General features: G+C 50.3%; 19 protein-coding genes and 1 tRNA gene. 1 reads left to right on the top strand and 19 read right to left on the bottom strand.

The genetic code is table 11. The features are described 5' to 3' along the window. Window positions 1-193: 193 nt before the first annotated feature. Complete coding sequence (locus VGK02_03050) at window positions 194-502, top strand: tyrosine-type recombinase/integrase (protein HEY3374022.1); 309 nt, start codon at window positions 194-196, stop codon at window positions 500-502. Window positions 503-506: 4 nt separating this feature from the next. On the opposite strand, the gene VGK02_03045 is transcribed toward VGK02_03050, so the two are convergent. The 19 genes from VGK02_03045 to VGK02_02955 form a co-directional block, all read right to left on the bottom strand. After that, window positions 507-579, bottom strand: a tRNA-Ala gene (locus tag VGK02_03045). A 164-nt stretch (window positions 580-743) separates the two neighbouring features. After that, a complete protein-coding gene (rimM, locus tag VGK02_03040) occupies window positions 744-1,256 on the bottom strand; it encodes a ribosome maturation factor RimM (GenBank protein HEY3374021.1) in 513 nt (170 codons plus the stop codon). Between the two features lie 51 nt (window positions 1,257-1,307). Continuing rightward, window positions 1,308-1,538 (bottom strand): KH domain-containing protein, encoded by a 231-nt coding sequence (locus VGK02_03035; protein HEY3374020.1) that lies wholly within the window; start codon window positions 1,536-1,538, stop codon window positions 1,308-1,310. 25 nt (window positions 1,539-1,563) lie between these two features. Beyond that, window positions 1,564-1,809, bottom strand: coding sequence for a 30S ribosomal protein S16 (gene rpsP, locus VGK02_03030; protein ID HEY3374019.1), 246 nt, complete (start codon window positions 1,807-1,809; stop codon window positions 1,564-1,566). Window positions 1,810-1,881: 72 nt separating this feature from the next. Next, window positions 1,882-3,225, bottom strand: coding sequence for a signal recognition particle protein (gene ffh, locus VGK02_03025; GenBank protein ID HEY3374018.1), 1,344 nt, complete (start codon window positions 3,223-3,225; stop codon window positions 1,882-1,884). Window positions 3,226-3,420: 195 nt separating this feature from the next. Next, a complete protein-coding gene (locus tag VGK02_03020; protein ID HEY3374017.1) occupies window positions 3,421-4,197 on the bottom strand; it encodes a hypothetical protein in 777 nt (258 codons plus the stop codon). 220 nt (window positions 4,198-4,417) lie between these two features. Beyond that, window positions 4,418-5,155, bottom strand: a complete 738-nt coding sequence (locus VGK02_03015; GenBank protein ID HEY3374016.1) for a tetratricopeptide repeat protein — start codon at window positions 5,153-5,155, stop codon at window positions 4,418-4,420. 193 nt (window positions 5,156-5,348) lie between these two features. Continuing rightward, a complete protein-coding gene (ftsY, locus tag VGK02_03010; protein ID HEY3374015.1) occupies window positions 5,349-6,506 on the bottom strand; it encodes a signal recognition particle-docking protein FtsY in 1,158 nt (385 codons plus the stop codon). Between the two features lie 246 nt (window positions 6,507-6,752). Then, window positions 6,753-10,280: a chromosome segregation protein SMC gene (gene smc / locus VGK02_03005; GenBank protein ID HEY3374014.1), complete on the bottom strand. Its 3,528-nt coding sequence runs from the start codon at window positions 10,278-10,280 to the stop codon at window positions 6,753-6,755. A 210-nt stretch (window positions 10,281-10,490) separates the two neighbouring features. Continuing rightward, on the bottom strand, window positions 10,491-11,195 hold the full coding sequence (rnc, locus tag VGK02_03000) for a ribonuclease III (GenBank protein HEY3374013.1): 705 nt from the start codon (window positions 11,193-11,195) through the stop codon (window positions 10,491-10,493). Between the two features lie 2 nt (window positions 11,196-11,197). Further along, window positions 11,198-12,439 carry a beta-ketoacyl-ACP synthase II gene (gene fabF, locus VGK02_02995; protein ID HEY3374012.1) on the bottom strand — a complete coding sequence of 414 codons (1,242 nt, stop codon included), beginning with the start codon at window positions 12,437-12,439 and terminating at the stop codon, window positions 11,198-11,200. After that, the gene (locus tag VGK02_02990; GenBank protein ID HEY3374011.1) at window positions 12,432-13,406 is read right to left on the bottom strand and encodes a nitronate monooxygenase; all 975 of its coding nucleotides are present in this window, start codon (window positions 13,404-13,406) and stop codon (window positions 12,432-12,434) included. The genes fabF and VGK02_02990 overlap by 8 nt, the downstream gene beginning before the upstream one ends. Before the next feature lie 43 nt (window positions 13,407-13,449). Then, the gene (gene acpP / locus VGK02_02985; protein ID HEY3374010.1) at window positions 13,450-13,686 is read right to left on the bottom strand and encodes an acyl carrier protein; all 237 of its coding nucleotides are present in this window, start codon (window positions 13,684-13,686) and stop codon (window positions 13,450-13,452) included. 73 nt (window positions 13,687-13,759) lie between these two features. Further along, window positions 13,760-14,500, bottom strand: a complete 741-nt coding sequence (fabG, locus tag VGK02_02980) for a 3-oxoacyl-[acyl-carrier-protein] reductase (GenBank protein HEY3374009.1) — start codon at window positions 14,498-14,500, stop codon at window positions 13,760-13,762. A 150-nt stretch (window positions 14,501-14,650) separates the two neighbouring features. Then, on the bottom strand, window positions 14,651-15,595 hold the full coding sequence (gene fabD / locus VGK02_02975) for an ACP S-malonyltransferase (protein ID HEY3374008.1): 945 nt from the start codon (window positions 15,593-15,595) through the stop codon (window positions 14,651-14,653). 10 nt (window positions 15,596-15,605) lie between these two features. Next, a complete protein-coding gene (fabK, locus tag VGK02_02970) occupies window positions 15,606-16,568 on the bottom strand; it encodes an enoyl-[acyl-carrier-protein] reductase FabK (GenBank protein HEY3374007.1) in 963 nt (320 codons plus the stop codon). A gap of 15 nt (window positions 16,569-16,583) precedes the next feature. Further along, window positions 16,584-17,573 carry a beta-ketoacyl-ACP synthase III gene (locus VGK02_02965; GenBank protein HEY3374006.1) on the bottom strand — a complete coding sequence of 330 codons (990 nt, stop codon included), beginning with the start codon at window positions 17,571-17,573 and terminating at the stop codon, window positions 16,584-16,586. Further along, a complete protein-coding gene (plsX, locus tag VGK02_02960) occupies window positions 17,566-18,579 on the bottom strand; it encodes a phosphate acyltransferase PlsX (GenBank protein HEY3374005.1) in 1,014 nt (337 codons plus the stop codon). Before plsX ends, VGK02_02965 begins: the two co-directional genes overlap by 8 nt. A gap of 258 nt (window positions 18,580-18,837) precedes the next feature. After that, on the bottom strand, window positions 18,838-19,902 hold the full coding sequence (locus tag VGK02_02955; GenBank protein HEY3374004.1) for a phosphotransacetylase family protein: 1,065 nt from the start codon (window positions 19,900-19,902) through the stop codon (window positions 18,838-18,840). Window positions 19,903-19,908 lie beyond the last annotated feature (6 nt).

Genomic DNA, 19,908 nt, shown 5'->3' with positions numbered 1-19,908 from the left:
TGTTGGTAAAATGATATTCCGGTTTATTGAGTTTATTTATACCCGATAAAACAAAATGGCCACCTTTCGGCAGCCATATCGGCGGTGGATGTACGGGGGCGTTCTTAGAACTTCTTTACTAGATAAGACAGAGGAATACCAGACGGTTCATGCCTTCTAACGGCTGGCGGTATTTGTCGGTGAGGGAAAGACCATGGGGCTCGATAAGCGAAGCCTGGTACGCCATGTGCTCAAACCGGCATGCCAAAAAGCCGGAGTACTGCAAATCGGCTTTCACGGGCTTAGACACTCCTATATTTCACTACTTGCCAACCAAGGCGAGAGCATCAAAACAATCCAGGCACTCGCGGGTCACTCGGAAGAGCGGACGACGCTAAGAATCTATACACACCTCTATGATGACAGCAAACGCAAGGCTGTCGACCGTCTCAACGATTTTGCTACTACCGTGCTACCACGGGATAAAAAAGCGGGGCTATCTGATATTGATAACCCCGTCTAACCTGTGGAGATAGGGGGACTCGAACCCCCGACCTCTGCATTGCGAACGCAGCGCTCTCCCAGCTGAGCCATATCCCCAATTCATTCAATTTGCATCAACAATGATACTACTACGAAACCATTTTCTCAACCGACGACAAGCGCATTTATTGCAAATTATTAGACAAAAGTCGCCACCTTGAAGAGCCTTCCTTCGCATAACAATTACCGTTCAAATGCGTTTATAGAAACACCAAAAAAGCCTACTCCAGCAACCCTGGAATCGGCTCTATGGTAATTCTTCGATCTTTGGTCGATATCTCTTTGACGACCTCTTTTGTCGCCGGTATAAGATATTCTTGGTCTTCGGATTGTATGACATACACGTCATTACTGCCGGTTCTGAGCACGTCGATTACATCGCCGACGTACTCCCCTGCTTCGGTATAGACGCGCATCCCTATAATATCGTAGACCCAGAACGCGCCCTCTTCAAGCTCGACCGCCTCGTCGACGGGTATAACAACGTCGCGACCTGAAAGCCTTTCGGCTTCCTCGCGCGTATTTGACTCGGCGAACTTCAATATTAAGCCCTTCGGCTTAAAATCTATCTTCTCGATTGTCAGGGAGCTCATTTCTGCAACGGGAGGGCTTGGATACAATCGCAAACCCTCGGTAAAGCGGTCCGGATAATCGGTCATGCTCATTGCGTCAATCTCGCCCCGTAACCCGTGGGGCCGCACTAAATGTGCGACGACCAGGTATTGTGGTCGCATTCACCACACTCCGCTTCGTTTAATCAGCTAGTTACTTTACCTAGCAACGTATTAGTCAATGATCTCAACAATAGCCTTTTTGCCATCGCGAACGGCCGATGCGCGCACAATCGTGCGGATAGCTTTTGCGATACGGCCTTGCTTACCGATGACTTTGCCTATGTCATCCTGCGCAACATGCAATTGCAGAATTATCGACTTTTCACCTTCAACAACGGTAACATTTACGGCGTCTGGATCATCAACAACGGCTTTCGCCAACAGCTCCAACAGCTCTTTCACTAGGATACCCCCTGCATGCTACTATCTATCCGAGAACGCCGGCGATTTTAAGTATGTTCTTTACCTGGTCGGTCGGTTGAGCACCTTTCTTCAACCATTCCGAAGCTTTTTCATTGTTGATCTCGATGGTCGAAGGATCGGTTTGTGGGTTATACCGACCAATGATCTCGATAAACCTGCCGTCTCTCGGCGATCTTGAATCAGCTACAATAACTCTATAGTGGGGATTCTTCTTCCCACCTACACGAGATAAACGAATCTTGACTGCCAAACTTGCACCTCCTTTACGATTGCCATAATCACAATGATTTAAACCTAACAAAAGTCAGCAACACAAGCTATCCTAAAACGGGAATCCGGCGCCGCCGAATCCGCCCTTGGGCATCTTCATTTTACCTTGCATGTTGCCAAACTGCTTTAACATCTTCTTGGTTTGATTAAACTGCTTAAGCAGCTGATTAACCTCATGTGTGTCGGTCCCGCTGCCCTTTGCAATACGCTCGCGACGCCTGCCGTTGATAATATTCGGATTCAGGCGCTCTTCGCGCGTCATCGACTGAATCATGGCTTTAATGCGCGCCATGTCTTTATCGTCAACCTGTATATCCTTCGGCAATTTGCCCAAGCCCGGGATCATTTGCACCAATTGGCCTATCGGGCCCATCTGCTGCATTTGCTCCATTTGATCGAGAAAGTCTTCAAAGGTAAACTCGGCCTTGCGAAGCTTGGCCTCCATCTCCTTTGCCTTCTTCTCATCGATCGTATTCTGTGCCCGCTCGATAAGCGTTAGAACATCACCCATGCCAAGGATACGGGATGCCATTCTGTCCGGATGGAACGGCTCAAGGCTGTCCATCTTCTCGCCGATGCTCACGAGCTTAATCGGCCTGCCGGTAACGGCCTTAACCGAAAGCGCGGCGCCACCGCGCGCGTCGCCGTCGAGTTTGGTCATAACTACGCCGTCGAAGTCGAGCTTCTCCCGGAACGTCAGCGCGACATTGACCGCGTCCTGGCCGGTCATGGCATCGACAACAAGCAGTATCTGGTGCGGCCGAACTTCGGCCTTTATCTCTTCGAGCTCGCGCATCATCTGTTCGTCGATGTGCAAACGGCCCGCCGTATCGACAATAATTATGTCGGCACCGTTCTGGTTGCCCGCCCGGATGCCCGCTTTCACTATTTGTAGAGGCGGTGTCTTCGGGTCGTCGCTGTAGAACGGTATCTTGTTTTCCTCGGCAAGTGTTCGCAGTTGATCGATGGCTGCCGGCCGGTATATGTCGGCGCCGATCAAAAACGGCCGGCGCCCGTTCGAGCGCAGGTGGTGCGAAAGCTTTGCCGCAGTCGTCGTCTTGCCGGAGCCTTGCAAACCGACGAGCATGATAATCGTCGGTGGCTTCGGGGCCATGACGAGTTTACTCTCGGTCGAGCCCATGAGCTGGGTAAGCTCATCGTTAACGATCTTAATAACCTGCTGCGCCGGCGTAAGGCTTTCGAGCACTTCGACACCGATAGCGCGCTCTTTCACCTTCGCGACGAAATCTTTTACCACTTTATAGTTTACGTCTGCTTCGAGCAGCGCAAGGCGAACCTCGCGCATCGCCACATCGACGTCTTTTTCTGTGAGCTTGCCGCGGGATTTTAGTTTACTGAATATATCCTGTAACCTGTTGGAAAGGTTATCGAACATAAGAATCCCTACTTCTATTCCAAAATAAAATTCAGCTGGGAATATATTCCCAGCCTCGTAAATATTATACCAGGTAATTAATACTGTCAAGATTGCCTGTTACCTCTGGGCTTGCATCTTTACCGCTACAGACCGGCGGTTAGACAACACTAAAATTAGCTAAAATTGTTTTGTATGACTTACGTCCGTGCGATTCTATGCCTCAGGCGATTCGTCCTCGATATCATCCTCCTGGACGATAAGCAGCTCGCCTTTCACCAAACGAATATTAATATATGCTGAAATCGTGAGCATTGTTGTGATAATTGCCGTCGCAACATAGATGAATATCAAGACAGGCCAGAACGCCATGTTGTCTATGTTTATGCCGACGGTTCCAACAACGGGAATAAGGCTCAGCGCAAGCGCTGCAAGTACTACTAAGAAATTGCCGCTTACAAGCAACCGGCTGCGTACCAGCGCCCTTCCGATGGATCGTATCTCATCTATAACGACAACCGGCGATACAAGAGCAAACCAAACGGCGAAACATATTGCGGGTATATAAAACACGATACCGGCTTTACCGAGCATAGATGCTGCCGGCAGACCCGTAAATATTCCTATGAATATGACAAATTGTGAAGCCAGATTCACGAGAAAGACATGCGGGAAAAGAAGCGTCGCATTTAAAGAGACGTTTCTAAACGTAATCGGCATCGCCAACAGCTCATATTTGGCAACCGTAGCGATAAACGCCTGGAACCAGATAGTCGCCAGGAACGTTAAGAATGCTTCGATGGTGTTATTAAAATCAAAAATGACCGGAGCGCTGCCAGGTATCTTTATGTGTGCTTTTGGGATTACTTCGGCTAGCCTAATAACAAAGCTAATGGTCTCAGCTAAGCCGACGGACAAGACGGCGGCTAGAACGACTAGCTTCCAATGCGTATCGAAGAACCGTAATGCGCCTCGTAAAACTTTAAACAGCAAATTCTTTCTCCAAAATGTAGTGGACCTATTAGATTATAGCTGAATTACACCGGGACAAAAACAACGGAAATCGATAGTGAATGCGAAAGTGAGACAGCCTCCTTATCGGTTATCTCACTTTCACTTGGTATTGGTTTGTATTTGCGCTGCAACCGACCACTTCATTGAGCGGCCCCAGCGCCTTAACGCCGCAAGCTTTTGCTGGTAAGCGTTAATTTCGTTAAATCAAATCCTTCAATGCATTGGCTGCACCGTCGTAGCCCCGCTCAAGCGACTTGGCGAATGCTTCAGCCGCACGGTTCTTTTCGTTGAGTTGGATATATGAATAGCCAACCCAGTAATGCGCATAAGCGTTGTTCGGATCGATACCGGCTGCGATCTCGTGCTCTTTGATAGATTCTTTAAACATACCCAACTCGAGAAAGCATGAACCGAGGTTGTAATGAGCGTTTGCACTCATCGGGTCTATCGTAATAATCCTCTTATAGATATCGGCTGCATCTTCGATAAAACCGCGGTCAAAGAGTATCGTAGCCATACCGAAGAGCGCTTTAGTAAACGACGGATTTACCTCGGCGGCTTTCTGGTAATACTTTAAAGCCTTATCGTGATCGTGTCGCTCAAAGTAGACGCGGCCGGTGAGGAACCATGCATCCCAGTTGCCCCTATCTATAAGGAGCGCCTGCTTAAGATTCTTAAGCGCTTTGCTATACTGCTTAAGATTGTAATAGATAACGCCGAGCGCGTAATAGTTTAAGCCGTCTTCCGGGTTATTCTGGATGGCTTGCTCGATCTCGCTCTTGGCATCGTCGAAGTTTCCGTGTAGGACGTATTGTTGTGCGCGAAGTTGGTAAGAGGTGAAGCTGTGGCCTTCATCGGCTTGTTTGCGCTGTTGCTTTAGTGAAACAAGAATTACCGCAACAACTAAAATTGTTAAAACCACTATTGCTAATTGCATCTTTATCCTCCGTTACTGCAATACATAGCATTACTTGATTCAAAAGCTGGGTGAAGCTCATAATCAGCTCTTACTATGTATCGGGACCGGACGGATAATCTTTAGGATTATTTTGGCAGGAAAAGCGCTTTCACGTGCGGCTTGTGTGAAAGCGTATTGTTATCGCTCTACTTTAACGGCTGTGCGGGTTTGTCTATTGGCCGACGAGAGCGTCGACGAACTCTTCCGGTTTGAACGGCTGTAAATCATCCATGCCCTCACCCACACCGACGTAGCAGATAGGGATATTAAGCTCGTCTTGTATGGCGAGTACGATGCCGCCCTTTGCCGTGCCGTCGAGCTTGGTGAGCACGATGCCGTCAACGGTGAGCGCTTCATCGAAGAGTCGCGCTTGGGCGATACCGTTCTGCCCGGTCGTCGCGTCAATGACCAGGAGCGTTTCAAGATGAGCGTCGCCGCGCTCGCGGTCGGCGATGCGTTTAATCTTCTTGAGCTCTTCCATGAGGTTTACGTAGGTATGGAGCCTGCCTGCGGTATCTATAAGAAGAACATCTGATTTGCGTGCGCTCGCCGCGTGAATGGCGTCATAGACGACTGCGGCCGGGTCTGCGCCTCGATCGTGTTTTACGATGTCGACACGCAGGCGTTTTGCCCAAATGTCGAGCTGTTCAACCGCCGCGGCCCTAAATGTGTCGGCAGCACCGACAAGCACCGACTTGCCGCTTTTCGTAAAGCTGCGCGCCAGCTTCGCAATCGTCGTCGTTTTTCCGGTGCCGTTTACACCGACGATAAGATATATGGCCCGCCCTTCCTTTGGTTCGACTGAACGGGGCGAAGTCGAGTGCAGGATATTCTCCAGCTCTTCCTTCAGCAGGTCGATAATCATTGCGGCTTCGGTTATGTGCTCTTTAGCTACGCGGTCGCGCAAGTTATCAATGATCCGCATGGTCGACTCAACACCGACGTCCGCCTGTATAAGAATCGCTTCTATATCGTCCCAGAGCTCATCATCTATCGTGCCGCGAAGGTTCAGCAACCCACTGATTTGACCGACGATGTTTTCACGGCTTTTCGTGAGGCCTTGCTTTAACCGAGTAAACCACGATGCCGGCTCTTCCTCCTCGGTCTTCTCGTAAATATCCTGGATATTTTCTTGTTCCTCCTCGATGACACCTGCTTCGACTTCTTCTACCAGCTCTTCGGTAGCGGGGGCTTCATCGATTGCCTCATCAATGTTTTCGATTTCCTTCTGCTGTTGCTCTTCCGCCTTTTCAGCGGCTTGTATCTCCTCTTCAGTAAGCGGCGCTTCTTGTGCTTCCTCTTCTCTTTCTTGACGTCTAAACCAGCGCATGTAACACCCCTGTTTTATATAAATGTAATTTGATCGATTTGTTCGGTATAACCGATGATTCATACGTTAGCTATATCTAACGTATGAATCTAGATAAATATGTAAAGCTGCGCACATCCGTGGCAGCAATTTCGGCTTCGATTGTTAATAATACCACAATAGAGTGTGTGGGTATCATCCTTTGAGAGTCAAGATTTAAGGACTCGTTATAGGTGGGTTGCGATCGGTAGGATGCGAGGGCTACGGCTATACCCCGACGGTGACTTCGCTGAATTTCTGGGAGATGAGCTTCGACACGCCGTCGGCTTGCATGGAGACGCCGTAGAGCGCATCAGATTGCTCCATAGTGCGGCGTTGGTGGGTTATTATGAGAACCTGGCTGTTATCTTTTATGCGCGCTACAAGCGATATAAAGCGCTGTAGGTTCATGTCGTCGAGCGCCGCCTCTACTTCATCGAGGATATAGAATGGGCTCGGGCGTGTCTGGTAGAGCGCAAATGAGAACGCCAGCGCAACTAAGGATTTCTCACCGCCGGATAGAAGCGAGAGGCGCTGCAGGCGCTTACCGCCCGGTTGCGCGATGATATCGATGCCGCTTTCGTTAATGTTGTCGGGATCGGTCGGTATGAGTTCGGCCTGGCCGCCCGGGAACAGCGACTCGAATACCGCCTGGAACGCTTCGTTGACCTTCTCGAAGGTCTCAACAAAGCGCGCTTTCATCTTCTGGTCGATGACACTGATAACTTTCATGAGCGCGCGTTTACTGCGCTGTAAATCCTCGATCTGTTCGGTAAAGAGCTTATGGCGTTCTTCCAGCAGGTCATATTCGTCAATTGCGATCGGGTTAATCGGGCCGAGAACTACGATTCGCCTGCGCAAGCCCGCTGCTTCGGCTTCTGCCTCTTCCCGCGACAACGCAAAGTCTTGCTCCAGCGCTTTCTCAAGCGGGACGTCGTATTCGTCAACAACTTTATGCAACGCCGCTGTGACTTTAAGTTCCAGTTGAGCTTTCTTAACTTCTGCCTCGTGAATCTCTCGCACCGTCGCCTCGATGGCATCGTTGGTTTTGTTGATCTCCAGCTGGTTATGCCTGAGATCCTGGCGAAGATCTTCGAGCGTGCCCTCTTCAAACGAAGTCATCTCGCTAATCTGGTCGTGCCTGAAGGTAACCGAGTTCAAGAGCCCGGCGAATGCCTCTTTTAGCGGCGCGATTTTACCTTGCAGCTTTTCTAAGAAGCCTAGAAATTCCTTTTCATTCTCGGACTGGCTGTCGAAGTTAACGAGGTCATTATTAATGCCCGAGATGCGCTTGGTGTTATGCGCGATCTTGCTGACTAACCCGTCGATCTCAACCTGCATCCTGCTCAACTCGACCTTGAGGCGCGATTCCTCCTCGAAATGCGTATCGCGGGCTTTCAGCGTGTCTTCCAGGTCGTATTGGACCGAGTAAACCTTATCTTTCTGGATTTTCGACTCTTGCTTAACCCTGAGGATGCTCTCGTTATCTTGCGTCAGCGCCGTTTGCAGCTTATGGATTGTCTCCTGCATCGAGCGTTCCTGGTTGGTTAGACGCGTCGATTCGGGCTCCATTTCACCGAGAGACTGCTTGAGGTTGGATACTTCGACCCTCTTTGTTTGCAGATGCTCGGCAACGCGCTCTTTTTGCTGCACGAATCGGCTGATCTTAAGTTTTATATCCGATTGAGCCCTAACCGCCATACCGATACGGCTCTCGACATTTTCAACGGTTTGGTTAAGCTCATGCAGTTCACGCTGGTAGCTTAAGATACCGATGGCTTCGTTTGCGGCCCCGAGAATAATCTTACCGTTCGGCAAGAGCACTTCCCCGTCGTGAGTAACCAGAATCTCGCCATCGACCTTTTCTTGAAGTTTAAGCGCCGTTTCGAAATCGGGCACGATATACACGTGGCTGAGGAGTGCGCTCACCGCGTATTTGAATTCGTCTTTGTATGAAATTACATCGAGCGCCCAGGTTGCCAAAGGAAGCTTGTTAGTCGGCAGTTTAAACCTGGCGCGGTCGCTTGGCAGGAACGACGACAGGTTAAGGGCGTCGGCATTCTCGGACTTGATGAGATTGCTCAAGCTCTCAGAATCTTCCAGGATTACGCAGAATATGTCTCCGCCGAGAACGGCTTCGATTGCACGCTCGTACTCGGGCTTAACCTGGATCGCTTCTTTTATGAGGCCGCTGATATTGGTCATCTCGAGGGTACTGAGCGATTTGGTTACGTCTTCAGTCGTCGGGAAGGCGTCCATGATGTCTTCGAGCGTTTTAATGCGCGCTTTAAGGCCCGCAGACTCCTGACCCAGCTCGACCTCTACGTTGCGTTTTTCGTTGAGCTCCTGCTCGTGTTGCTCGATGAGCATCGTAAGCTCATTTTGCTGAAACTCGAGACGCGACAGCTCGATACCGGAAATCTCCAGGTCGCGCTTCTTCTGCTCGATGCGCTGGTAGAGTTCAGCGCGCTTTTTCGTGATGGTTGCGAGCTCTTTTGCGAGAAATGAATGTTGATTCTCATTGGTTTGAATGGAGAGCTGGAGACGATGCATCTCGGTTTGGTAATTGTCGGACGCGCGATTCTCAGACTGCGTTTTTGCTTTCAGCTCGTTGATTGATGCCTCAATATCCAAACGCTTTGTGTGCACTTCGTCGATTTTTCGAGTGGTATCGACGAGTGAAGCGTTGTTTTTATCAATATTGTCCTGCAGCGAGTCCCTCTCTTTTTCAAGCCAGCGTTTCTGGTCGACAAGGCTGTTTTTGCGGTGCTCGGCCTGCAGGGTGCTATGCCTGACCTCACCGATACGCTGCATAATATTCTTATTCTTCTCGTCCAGAAGATTAATGTTCGAGCGAAGTTTTTCTTCAACCGATTGCAGTTTTCTTCGCTTCTCACTAATATCGCCGGAGAAGAAATTCTTGGTCTCGAACTCAAGCTGCAGTTTCTCGGTTGCTTCATGCTTATGTGAAAGATCTTCCTTGAGTGAGGAAAGCTTTTCTTTAAGATCGCCTTCCAGGTTGATGACGTATTCCCACTCTTCTTGAAGCTCTTTCAGATCGGCAATCGCAAGGCCGATATCGAGCGCGCGCAGTTGCCGGCTTAACGCCTGGTACTCACGGGCTTTGTTGGCCTGGTTCTTAAGCGGCCTGAGCTGCCTGCCTATCTCGAGCGTGATGTCTTTTGCGCGTTGCAAGTTATGGTCCATCGAAGCGATTTTTCTAAGCGCGCGGTCTTTGCGTTTTTTGTGCTTGGTTATTCCGGCCGCCTCTTCGATAAGCTGGCGTTTATCTTCGGGTTTACTGTTGAGAATCTCTTCGAGCCGACCCTGGCCGATGATCGAATACAAACCTTTGCCGAGGCCCGAATCGGAAAGGAGTTCCTGGATATCGAGTAATCTACACGGTGAATTGTTGATATAGTAATCGCTTTCGCCCGAGCGGTAGAGCCTGCGGGTGATCGTTACTTCGGTAAATTCAATCGGCAGTGTACCGTCGGTATTGCTAAGGGTAAGCGAGACTTCGGCCATACCGAGCGCGGGGCGTGCTGAGCTGCCGGCAAAGATAACGTCTTCCATCGAGCCGCTTCTCAGTGAGCGCGCGCTCTGTTCGCCGAGTACCCACATTACAGCTTCACTGATATTGCTTTTGCCGCTGCCGTTGGGGCCGACGATAGCCGTCATGCCGTCCTCAAAACGCAGAATGGTTCTATCGGCAAATGATTTAAATCCTCGCAGTGTGAGCGATTTAAGCTGCAACGGCTACTCCTTATGATCTAGTTCGGTGAATCTGTTATCGGTTCTAGTAATGCTGTTTAAACAATAATATCTATAAATTACGTGTGCTCAGATTTTGTAAACTATTGTTTAGCGCTTCCCGTTAAAGCCCTATAAGCGCTGCATAATCGGTTCATAGCAAAGCTCGATAAGCGCCTATTTCGCGGTCTCTTGCTCAAACCGCTTTAAGGCCTATTTCGCGGTCTCTTGCTCAAACCGCTTTAAGGCCTCTTTCGCGGCCTCTTGCTCCGCTTTCTTTTTGCTTTTGCCTGTACCGCGACCCCATGCCTCGTCATTAATATATACTTTGACGACGAAACTCCGGTCGTGGACCGGGCCGAATTCTTCAACCGTACGATAGCGCGGAATGTTTCCGTACTTCGCCATAACAAGTTCTTGGAGTCTGGTTTTCGGATCTCCGAACTCGCCCATTGATGCACGCTCGTCGATGAGGTCTTTAAAGTTCGTGAGGATGAAGTCTTTGGCGGCGTCCATTCCTTTATCCAGGTAAATGGCACCGATAATGGCCTCAAGCGCATCGCCTAGGATAGAGACGCGTGTCCTGCCCCCCGTTTGCTCGGCGCCCTTGCCCATAAGCAGGCAATCTCCGACACGCAGCTGCTGCGCAATTTCGGCGAGAAAATTGGCGTTGACGACATTTGCCCGAAGCTTTGCCAGATCCCCTTCGTTTAAAGCCGGAAACTTATCAAAAATGTACTCGGTGACTGTGAGGCTTAAGACAGAGTCCCCGAGAAACTCGAGTTTTTCATTTGTGTCGGGCAGGTCTTTTTCAAAGCTGTAAGACCGGTGCGTGAGTGCCTGAAACAACAACCCTTTGTTGTTAAATTGAACCGCTAAGTACTCTTCCGCTTGAGCAATGGTATCAGGTAGCGACATTATCAGCCCTCGTATTTTGTTATAACCAGGCTTGCGTTATGCCCGCCGAATCCAAACGAATTCGACAAAGCAGTTGTGACGTCTTTTTTAACCGCCGTGTGCGGGACATAGTTTAGATCGCACTCCGGGTCGGGATTATCCAGATTTATCGTAGGCGGGACGATGCCTGTGTCGATTGCTAATGCGCAGGCGATTAACTCGACAGCACCGGCAGCACCGAGAAGGTGCCCGGTCATAGATTTCGTTGAGCTTACCAACAGGGAATATGCGTAATCACCGAAAAGATTCTTGATAGCTTTTGTCTCGGCGATATCCCCTACTTCTGTTGACGTTCCGTGCGCGTTGATATAGTCGATGGCGGTTGTATCGAGGCCGGCTTCCTCAAGCGCCGTTTGCATAGCTTTCATAGCCCCGCGACCGCTTGGGTCGGGTTGGGTCACATGATATGCGTCTGCCGTCGCGCCGTAGCCGACCACTTCGGCATAGATGCGAGCGCCGCGATTCAGCGCCGCAGATAACTCTTCGAGAACGACGATGCCAGAGCCTTCGCCCATGACGAACCCGTCTCTAGCAATATCGAACGGCCTGCTGGCCCGCTGCGGCTCATCGTTGTGAGTGGAAAGCGCACGCGCTCCGCAGAACGATGCCACCCCGAGCGGTGTAATAGATGCTTCGGCGCCGCCCACGAGCATGGTGTCGGCGATACCTCGTTTAATCGTTTCGAATCCTTCGCCGATGGCATGACTGCCTGAAGCACACGCAGATGTTGTGCAGTAGTTCGGCCCCTTGGCCCCAAACGTAAGCGATACATGCCCGGCGGCAAGGTCGGTAATCATCATCGGGATAATAAACGGGCCGACTTTGCGCGGCCCTCCACGCAATAACGCTTTATGGGCTTCTTCCATCGATCCGATTCCGCCGATTCCGGAGCCGATGATGACGCCCACCGATTCCGCATTGCTATCGGTTATCTCAAACCCGGAGTCTTGTAGCGCAAGCGCTGATGCACCGACGGCAAAATGCTGAAACCGGTTCATACGCCGCGCTTCTACCGGGTCGAGATATGTTTTGGCATCAAAATCAGGCACCTCACCGGCTATCTTTGAAGAGTAACCTTCAGTATCAAATGTGGTAATCGGCCCAATGCCGGATTTACCGCCGGTCAGGTTGGCCCAGAATGTATTTTTGTCGGAACCGACCGGTGAGATGACACCGACGCCGGTAATCACAACGCGCCTAGGCATAGCTACTCACCATGTTTGACGTCGCGCTTTCAAATTCTTCCTTCAAGTTATTGAAAATCTCCTTTACCGAGAGAATCTCTTTAATCTCGCTTACGCGCTCTCCGCAAAAGATGAGACCGTTTGCAAGGTTTCCTAATTGTGCCTGCTCTAAGGCGCTGATAATGCAATAATTCTTCTTGCACTGCTTTAAACAGGCAACGCACCGGATTTTTTCAAGATTATTATCGCCGCTATACACGTGATCGATGAACTCATTCCTAATCGCACGACCCGGCATGCCGACGGGGCTCTGAACAATCATGATGTCCTCAGGCTGCGCATCGATACATGCTTTTTTCCACACGTAGGCGGCGTTCGATTCTTCGCTCACGGCAAATCGCGTTCCCATTTGCACGCCGCTCGCACCGAGAGACATCGCACGTGCTATATCTCCGCCGGTAAGGACACCGCCTGCTGCAATAACCGGTATGCTTACCGAATCAGCAACGTCAGGCAAAAGATCCCACATCGGCTCAAGTGTACCGAGGTGACCTCCGGCGGCGCCTCCTTCGAGAACGATGGCTGTCGCGCCAAAGCGCTCCGCCAGCTTTGCTACGCGCACCGACGAGACGATCGGCACATACGGTACGCCTGCTTCTTCGCACCACTTAAACGCATCACGAGAAAACCCGGCGCCGGCCACCACAAGGTCGATACCCTCTTGGATAGCGGCTTTCACCAGATTCGCGAATTCTTTGACGGCAACCATAACGTTGATTCCGATTATGCCATCGGTTAAACGCCGCGCTTCCCTGATATTCTCAACGAGCTCGGCCGGTTTAATCCCGGATCCGGCTATAAGGCCGATACCGCCTTCATTAGCAACGGCAGCCGCGAGTTTGGCCATCGATATGCGAACAGCCATACCTCCTTGGATGACCGGTACCTTGGCCGTCAACTTGCCTATCTTAAGGCTTGGTAGATTCATGTTCATTCCTTTTTAAATGAAATTCGAATGCATCAAGCAATAACTATGAACGTGCTTCGATATACTCGATTGCATCTTCAACAGTGGCTATACCTTCAGCATCTTCGTCGGGAATCTCGATATTAAACTCTTCTTCCATTGCCATTACAACTTCGACGATATCGAGACTATCGAGACCAAGATCATTAACAAACGCAGATTTTTGTTTAATCTCGTCTTCCTCAATACCCGCAGTCTCAGCGATGATGCTTCTTACCTTATTAAATGTTGCTTCACTCATTGTTAGAATCTCCTTTCAAAACCCTACTTTACTAACTAAACTATCGCTGGCAAAGTATCTATGCCAGGCATTACTACATTACCATACCACCATCGACGAGGAGTACTTGCCCGGTGATGTACCGGGCGTCGTCGGAGGCGAGAAACGCGATCGCAGCCGCAACGTCTGACGGCTCCGCGAAAAAGCCAAGCGGAATATTTTGCCGTGCTTGCTCGCGTACCTCATCAGAGAGTTTGCGAGTCATTTCCGTCTCGATAAAACCGGGTGCTACCGCATTCACGCGAACGCCTCTTCCGGCGAATTCCTTCGCGAGTGATTTTGTTAAACCAATAACACCCGCTTTTGAAGCGGCATAATTGGCTTGACCGGCGTTACCGGCTACACCGATAACCGATGCCATATTGATGATCGTACCGCACCGCTGCTTGAGCATATACTTTGCGGCCGCCTGCGAGACGTTAAATACGCCCGTCAGGTTAATGTTGATCACCGCAGCCCAATCTTCTTCTTTCATGCGAATAAACAAGCCATCCCTGGTGATGCCTGCGTTATTGACGACGATATCAATCGAGCCGAGCGTTTTCACGACATCCGCAAAGACCTCATCCATTTGGCTTTTGACGGTCACATCAGCTTCATAAAATACCGCTTTGCCACCTAATTCGCTGACCGCATTGATGGTATCGCTTGCGATTGAGGCGTCACGGTCAGAGAACACAATAGTAGCTCCTTCTTGCGCCAACCTCAAGCAGACGGCGGCGCCGATACCCCTCGCTCCACCGGTTACAAGAGCAACCTTTTTATCTAGCTTCATCAAAACCCCCTGTATAATAAATTATATTTTGAGCATTTGCATTTAATACCGCCGGCAAATGCTTATATATCGTAAAAGCTGATAGGGCGCCGGGGCATATGCGTTCAGAACGCTATACTGCCGCCTCTAGCCCAGATACCTAACCGTTTACTAAGCTACTAACTCTGACAACACCTTTTCTAAGAACTCGGGTGTTTCGGTCGGCAATACGGATATCTGCCGATCGATGCGCTTTATAATTTTTGAAAGCACTTGGCCCGGCCCTACCTCGACAAATGTTGTTATGCCGAGCCCTATCATTTGCTCGACCGATTGCTGCCATTTTACCGCTGACGCCATTTGCCGTTCGAGGGCTTCTTTTAGCTGAGCCGGATCAACAGCCGGCTTGGCCAACGTATTCGGTACTACGGGCACATCGGCAGTCATAAAGATAAAGCTTTCAAGGAACCCATTGAACTGCTCCTGCGCCGGCTTCATAGCGGGCGAATGAAACGCACCGCTAACCGGCAACGGGACGACTTTTTTAGCGCCGGTTTGCAAAAGCGCGACGGTCGCGTTATCCACCAAGTCCTTATCAACCGAAACAACGATTTGACCGGGGCTGTTATAATTTGCAACTGCGATCATTCCTTGCTGCGATAGCTGGCTCACAGCATCATCGACGCCTCGCATATCGGCGCCGAGCACTGCAAGCATAGCACCGGGATGTTCCCTGGCGGCTTCGCTCATTAATTCCGCTCTCTTAGCAACTATACGCAAACCTTCATCAAATTTAAAGGTTTTCGCAGCCGTGAGAGCGCTGTACTCGCCAAGACTATGACCCGCCATAACTTGCGGTTGAATGCCGCTCTCCTCAAGCATCGCATAAATGCCGTAGCTGATAATATAAATACAAACCTGGGTGTTGAGCGTATCGTTGAGATCGCTCTCGGGTCCGTTGACACAGAGGTCGAGGAAGCCCTTGTCAAGCATATCCGTTGCCATATCGAAAGCCGCACGGACTTGCGGATATGTTTCGACAAGGTCTTTGCCCATGCCGATGTATTGCGAACCCTGCCCAGGAAAGACAAATGCTACACCTGTTTTATTTGCCACCTAGAAACCCCTATAGTTTAACAGGGCTACATATAAGTGTATCTTGCAGCCTGTTTATAATATTTTCCGCTTCTAATACCATGTCTTGTATTATCTCTGCTGCCGGCCTAATGTCTTTTACCAGCCCGGCAGACTGACCTGCCATAATGCTGCCCATCTCGACATCGCCGTCTTTTACCGCCACGCGCAGCTTACCTATACCAAGGCTTTCCAATTGCTCAAGCGGTACGCCTTCTTTCTCAAGACGCTCAAATTCTCTGGAAAGCCTATTTTTTAATACTCGAACCGGATGACCCGTTGATCGTGCGGTTACAGTCGTGTCCCTGTCCTTTGCGGCAACTAGTTTGTTCTTGTAATTAATATGGACGGTGCACTCGGTTGCGCATAAGAACCGTGTGCCAACCTGCACGCCGCTTGCGCCTAGGGCAAGTGCGGCCGCCATGCCGCGACCGTCGGCTATGCCGCCGGCAGCGATAACCGGAACAGTTACAGCGTCGACCACCTGCGGGACAAGAACCATCGTGGTAAGTTCCCCGATATGACCACCTGCCTCTGTACCCTCGACGATGACCGCATCAGCGCCCACTTTCTCCATACGTTGGGCGAGCGCGACACTTGGAACAACAGGTAAGACTTTTGTGCCGATCTCTTTAAACCGGTTTATGAACGAACCGGGGTTTCCCGCCCCTGTGGTAATAACGGGTACGCGCTCTTCAAGGCACACCTCTATAAGTTCATTAATATGCGGAGTCAACAACATGAGGTTAACTCCAAACGGCTTCTTTGTAAGTTGTTTTGTCTTGCGGAGTTCCTCGCGCAGGATATCGGTGGGCATATGCCCCGCGCCGATAATCCCGAGGCCGCCTCCTTCAGACACTGCCGCGGCAAGTTCGGCGGTAGCTGCCCACGCCATCCCACCTTGGATAACCGCATATTCAATTTCTAACAAGTGACAGAGTCTAGTTTTGATCACTATGCTACCCCTCCCTTAAAGCCATCTTATAATATTGGCGCCCCACGTAAGACCAGCCCCAAAGCCTACGAGGACCAGAATGTCCCCACGCTTGAGGTTGCGCTTTTTATGCAATTCATGAATTGCAAGTGGAATTGACGCCGCCGAAGTATTTCCGTATTTATCCAAGTTTACTATAACTTTATTTTTGTCGATACCGAGTCGTTCGACCGCCGCATCAATAATCCTCATGTTCGCCTGATGTGGTATCAAGTAATCGATGTCATCAACGGTTAAACAGGCCTTTTCCAAGATCGTTTTGACTGCATCCGGAATGCATCTTACGGCGAACTTATATATCTCGTTTCCGTTCATAGTAATATAATGCAGCTTATCCCGAACAGTATCTTCGGTTGCCGGGTTCGCAGAGCCGCCCGCCGGTATTTTTAACAAATCCGAACGCGAGCCGTCAGCCGCTAAATGGCTGGCAAGAACGCCGTATCCAGCTTCAACGGGTTGAATGACACAAGCGCCGGCCCCGTCGCCAAATAGCACACAGGTTGACCTATCATCCCAGTTTAAGAACCGGCTCATCGCATCGGCGCCGACTAGAAGCACGGTCTTGTACATGCCCGTTTCGACAAATTGCGCTCCAACCGCCAACGCATACGAAAAGCCGCTGCAGGCCGCCTGCAAATCAAATGCCGCACATCCCCTGATGCCGAGTTTCTCCTGCACGAAACAAGCCGTCGACGGCAAAATCATATCAGGCGATGAGGTCGCGACTAAGATCAAGTCGACTTCCTCGGGATTAACACCGGCATCTTCTAAAGCCGCGCGTGCTGCTTTAACACCTAAATCAGATGCTGCATCGCCGACCGCAGCAATGTGGCGTTCACGGATGCCCGTTCGCGTCCTGATCCATTCATCTGATGTATCAAGAAACGCTTCTAAGTCGACATTAGTTAAGACTCTTTCGGGCACATACGCCCCGACGCCGACAATACCCGCAGATATATTAGACATTAATATGAGCCTTCTCTTTCATAGCTGCTTGGATTTTTGCTACAACCCCACCCGAAACCGCATCCGCTGCAACAATAATGGCGTTATGAATCGCTCGCCCCGACGATTTGCCGTGCGATATGACGCATACACCGTTAACACCCAATAATAATGAGCCGCCTGTTTCGTCGGGGTCAAGCCGTTTTTTCATGGTCTTAAGGCCGGGCATGAGGAACAACGCTCCGAGCCGCCCGAGCAGCGATCCCGTCATTATGGCTTTGAGCTCTCCGAACATCGCTTTTACCAAGCCCTCGGTAAGCTTTAGCACGACATTACCGGTAAATCCGTCGCACACAACAATATCGGTCTTTCCCGCGGTGACATCGTTGCCTTCAACGTTCCCGTAAAAATTCAAGCTCGAATCTTTCAGTAACTGAAACGTTTCTTTTGTGAGCTCGTTGCCCTTGCTTTCTTCCTCGCCGATACTCAGCAGGCCGATCGCCGGATTTTGCTTGTTCAGTGATGAGGTTAGATAGGAATCTGCCATTATGGCAAAATCGAGCAGGTTTTCGGGTTTACACATGGCGTTGGCACCGACATCAAGCACGAATACGTCACGGGCCCGCATCGGGTATCGCACAATCAGCGCAGGCCTGGAGACACCCTTTATTCTGCCGATTATCAGCAGGGCGGCAGCCATTACAGCCCCCGTATTACCGGGACTTACAAGGGCATGGGCTTTGCCTTCTTTTATAAGCTTACTGCCGACCACAACAGTTGCGGCACTTTTCTGCCGAACTGCCTTTGCCGGTTCTTCATCCATTCTTATGACATCCGGTGCGTGCTCTATACTTATATTATTTGGATGTTGTATTGTGCTGAGCTTTGATGTTAAGAGGTCTTCAGGCCCCAAGAGTATAATATTCGCGTCCGGTGTAATTGTAGCGGCGCTGATACACCCCTTAATAATTTCATCGGGGCCAAGCTCGCCGCCCATAACATCGACAACTATTGTAGTGTTACTCATACAAAGATTCTATCCCATCTTTTGCTGGTATCGTATAGCTTTACTTTATTGCCTTGAGGCCATCCGGCTTATTATATCTGGCTTGCTTGCTTATAATAATCTTATAAGCAAGCCATAACTAGCCTATAAGATTACAGGATGCACCATTTCATAGGCAATAGGGATTAAACGGCAGTTTATGAAAGATCGCAAAACGGATGACGTGTAGCCGTATTTAATTACGTTCATTATTATATACAAAAGCTTGAAAAGCCACGCTTATTTCGCGATTCCCGCGTCTGCAAACAAACGCTCCAGGTTTATGCCGTTTCGGACGAGCGTATGGAACCGGTCGACTTTCTCCTTCTGGTGAATGCGCACCCTGCCCACAAGTTCGTCGGTCTTTTCGACGGCTTGTAAGGTATCCAGGTCAACGAGGACCATCGGAACGCCAAGTTCCTCGGCTCGCGCCATAACGATCGGGCTTGGTTGCAGACTGCCCGTTAGGATTAAGGCCTTGGTGGGAGTTTCGAGGGCGGCAAGCTGTACGTCAGAGCGGTCGCCACCTGTAATAACGGCTTTGTTGCTCGTTCTTTGGAAGAAACGCAAGGCTTTTTCCTGCCCCATTGCGCCGACCATGATATTCTCGACGAGTTCGTCCGTCATATTTGTGGCGGTTAGTACTGTGCCGTTAAGGTGCTGCGCTATCTCACCGACCGTTACTGCCATGAGCGTTCGATCTTGTGGAAGCGCCCCATACACATTTATCCCATGCCTGGTCAGATACGGGACCATCATTTCCATAACCGCCCGTTCGCTGCGCGGTACCTGGTTGAATACCACACCTAGGAAATCTTCGCCGAGAAGGTCCTTCGCCTCGAGAATGTCATCGATAACCAGTTCCGACCTAAATTTTGCGACGAGTAACGTTTTCGAGTGAAGGGTATGGGCTATTTGATATGCCGACGCACCGATGAAGCGCCCTTCGTTTACGTCTGCGCCGTTTTCAAGGAGAACGACGTCTTTGTCCTTGGAGATTCTATCGAAAGCGGCTTGAATGACGTGCATACTATCTTGTTGCTCACCGCGAAGGTGCGCGTGAATAAACTGGCGGGTCAGGGAAATCGGTGAGACGTCCTCTATATGGTCACCGGTATCCAGGCGTTGCAGGACGTGATACGCATCGAGATCGACCGTTCTGCTGTCAATCCTTCCCGGAACCGTACCGATCGGTTTCATATACCCAACCTTATAACCCCTTTGCTTAAGCTCAAGACCTAAGCTGAGGCAGATGCCGGTCTTGCCTGAATACGGTTCGGTTGAAACAATATATAGGACTGCCATCTTCCC

It is taken from the genome of Candidatus Aquicultor sp. (assembly GCA_036504445.1).
Classification (GTDB): Bacteria; Actinomycetota; Aquicultoria; order Aquicultorales; family Aquicultoraceae; genus DASXVE01.
This window is presented reverse-complemented; position numbering and strand designations above follow the sequence as displayed.